A 1,771-nucleotide genomic window follows, 5' to 3' on the forward strand; every position below is an offset into this window, starting at 1 on the left:
TCGCTCAGGCTGTGTGAAAACTCGGTTTTTGCATTATCTGAGTACTATCCCCGTTCAGGAACGCAAGATATTCCAGATATTGACTGCATTCGGAGTAATTTAGATATAGAGGCAGTTCGAGGCTTTTGAAGCCTGGTATCGAGGGCTATTGAGTGATTATCAGGGGCTAAAGCGGTTATACCCGCTAGTTGTATTGCTCTCGCAGCTTAATGGCCAATCCTTCATTACCCAAGATCGACATCATCCTTTTCAGGTTATAAGCCAGCACATGCAGACTGATTTCTGTGCTGACGTTTTTAAATCGTCGCATCAGGAAGTGAGTTGCCCCCATCCACATTTTAATTGTTCCGAACGGATGCTCTACCGTTTGCTTTCGCACGACAGCTGTTTGTGGCGATGCATCAAGCCTGGTCTGCATATCTTCCATTTCGGCTTCATGAACCCAGCGTCTTATACGTCTCGGATCGCGTTTTGATGTGGTGCACCTTGACCGCTGGCTGCAATCGCGACATGCAATATGGTTAAAGTACATTTGCAGCTCTAACCCATCTTCGACTACCGTAAACCTGTTCTGAAGCTCGCTACCTGTAGGGCAAATATAAATGTCTTTTTCTTGGTCATATTTGAACAATGATCGATTGAAAAGACCTTTGCGGTCTGCGCCAGAGGTATCACCTTTTGGTACTAAGGCTACGGCACCTAAATCCTGAGCGGCTTTAATATCACTCCGGCTGTAATAGCCTTTATCAGCTAGAACTGTAATATCCGTTTTGCCAACAGCATCTTGCGCTAATTTTGTCACAGCAGTTAACTGCCCACGGTCTGGTGTATTCGTCACTTCATGCGCAACAATCAGATGGTTCTTCGTATCCACAGCTGTTTGCACGTTGTAGCAAATTTGCCGGTTCATGTTATTTGTCTTCATCAACCGGGAATCAGGGTCAGTTAAAGACAGTTGCTTGTCTGGTTGTTGCCCGACAGCTTGTTGAATTTTCTGAAGCTCCCGTAAGTGCTTTTGCAGCCATGCCAGTTTAGTCGCTGTTAACTTTGTGCTGGCATCAGGCTCCGTATTCTTGTCGGCTTCATCCAGCTTATTTAAATAATGAGTGATGCTTTGCTCAACCCGCTCAATATGATCTTTGGCTTTCTGAGGTGTGAAGTTGTTCGGTTTACTGTTTACCGCCTTGAACTTGCTGCCGTCGATGGCAACAATCACATCGGTGAACATTTGCATCTGCTGACACAGGTCAATAAAGGCCCGGCAAGCATTCCTGATACCTTTACCGTTACTTTTTCTGAAATCGGCAATGGTTTTAAAGTCAGGCGTTAATCGCTCAAGTAACCACATCAGTTCAACGTTCCGATGGGCCTCTTTTTCTAACCTGCGGGAGGACTGAATGCGGTTCAGGTATCCATAAATGTACAGCTTCAGCATGGTTGCGGGGTGATATCCGGGCCGCCCAATCTGCTTTGCATTAACTCTCTCGAAGCCAAGAGAATCCAGCTGTAATCCATCTACAAATATATCAACCACTCTGACAGGGTTATCTTCAGTGACAAAATCATCCAGCGCTTCAGGGAGCAAAGTCACTTGATGTCTGCCTTGACCTTTAATGTGTTGGGCCATATAAACTCCCGTGAAGTTCATTTATATGCCTCTAATTTTATTAGAAAAAAAATATTACCGCACGGGTTTATCGAGAATGGTTGATCATATAAATTCATTGCTTAGACCAAAAAGTGATCAGAAGTTTTCACACAGCCTGCGCTC

The 1,771-nt window shown here is 44.8% G+C and carries 1 protein-coding gene; it reads right to left on the reverse strand.

Annotated elements, in window-relative coordinates; all coding sequences use genetic code 11:
* Positions 1-184 precede the first annotated feature (184 nt).
* Positions 185-1,627, reverse strand: coding sequence for an IS1182 family transposase (locus ACMV8I_RS21285; RefSeq protein ID WP_498867140.1), 1,443 nt, complete (start codon positions 1,625-1,627; stop codon positions 185-187).
* Positions 1,628-1,771 lie beyond the last annotated feature (144 nt).

Source organism: Ewingella sp. S1.OA.A_B6, from assembly GCF_049889095.1.
GTDB lineage: Bacteria > Pseudomonadota > Gammaproteobacteria > Enterobacterales > Enterobacteriaceae > Ewingella.